The sequence below is a fragment of the Thauera sp. WH-2 genome (genome assembly GCF_048321015.1).
GTDB lineage: Bacteria > Pseudomonadota > Gammaproteobacteria > Burkholderiales > Rhodocyclaceae > Thauera.
In genome coordinates this window covers 1-1,248 of sequence record NZ_JBLWFG010000029.1, presented here as the reverse complement: position 1 = coordinate 1,248, position 1,248 = coordinate 1, and the positions used below count along the sequence as shown (strand labels likewise).

The following is a 1,248-nucleotide window of genomic DNA, read 5'->3' as shown; positions in this document are numbered from 1 at the left end:
GTTTTTCAGGGAGCACGAGCATGTCGGAGCGCAGTACGTTCTGGTTGTCGCACCTGTCGGCAATCGAAGCCGAGGGCATTACCACGAAGGCTTACGCCGAGCGCGAGGGGCTATCGCCGCAGGCGCTCTATCAGTGGCGCAAGCGCCTGGTGACCGGTGGCCGTCGTAGCCGCGCCAAGCTTGGCGGATTCGTCCCGATCAAAGTCGAACCCTCGATGACGCCCCGCGCGGGCTGCACGGTGGTGATCGACGCGCAGCTGCGGCTCGAATGCGCGACGCTGCCTGGCGTCGACTGGCTGGCCGCGCTGTCGGCGGCTCTTGCCGAGCGAGGGCGCTGATGCACCCGGGGCATTCGATCGGCGCGGTGTATCTGTACCGGCCGGCGATCGACTTTCGCAAATCCATCGGCGGACTGTCGGCGCTGGTCGAGCAGGAGCTGGGACTGAACCCGTTCGGCGACGCGCTGTACCTTTTCATCAACCGTCGCCGCGACAAACTCAAGGCGCTGTACTGGCACCGCAACGGCTTCTGCCTCTGGTACAAGCGGCTCGAAGCCGAGCGCTTCGCCTGGCCGGCGGCCGAGGCAAGTCAGCCCACCTGCGTACTGACGATGAAGGAGCTCGAATGGCTGCTCGAAGGCTTCGATCTGTGGGCGGCAAGGCCGCATAAAACGCTGCAATACCAATCGGTTACGTAGCGTGATCGGGTATAATTCCAGCATGCAACCACGTACCGCCGACCCTCGTTCGAATGCCGCCGTCGGCGTGTGCGCATCCCCCCTCCCCGAACAGTTACCCGACGATCCGGCCGCGCTCAAGGCCTTGCTGCGGGAACAGCAGCACGCCTTCGAGCTTGCCTTCAAGGCGCGCGAAGCCGAACTGCAAAAGGCCTTCGAGGCACGCATCCTCGAGCTCTACGAGCAGCTTCGCCTGGCGCGCCGGCGCATGTTCGGCCCCAGCAGCGAATCGCACGCGGGCCAGGGGTGGCTCTTCGACGAGGCCGAGGCGCTGGCCGAGTCCGCAACCGAGGCGGGCGACACCGCAACCTTGCCGCCGCCGGCCACCGAGACGACGGGTGAGACGCCCGCCGACACGGGCAAGAAGAAGGCGCGTGGCAAGCGCAAGCCCTTGCCGATCGAGCTGCCGCGCATCGACGTCGTCCACGACGTCCCCGAGGCCGAACGCACCTGCGCCTGCGGCACACCCATGGTCGAGATTGGCCAGGACGTCAGCGAACAGCTCGACATCG

General features: G+C 66.3%; 2 protein-coding genes and 1 pseudogene. All 3 read left to right on the top strand.

The window, feature by feature from the left end:
- On the top strand, nucleotides 1-338 hold a 338-nt coding region (tnpA, locus tag ACNKW1_RS15735; protein ID WP_418365516.1), incomplete at its 5' end, for an IS66 family insertion sequence element accessory protein TnpA.
- Nucleotides 338-697, top strand: coding sequence for an IS66 family insertion sequence element accessory protein TnpB (gene tnpB / locus ACNKW1_RS15730; RefSeq protein WP_004261344.1), 360 nt, complete (start codon nucleotides 338-340; stop codon nucleotides 695-697). The genes tnpA and tnpB, both read left to right, overlap by 1 nt.
- A gap of 22 nt (nucleotides 698-719) precedes the next feature.
- A pseudogene (locus ACNKW1_RS15725) lies at nucleotides 720-1,248 on the top strand (IS66 family transposase); the annotation flags it as partial.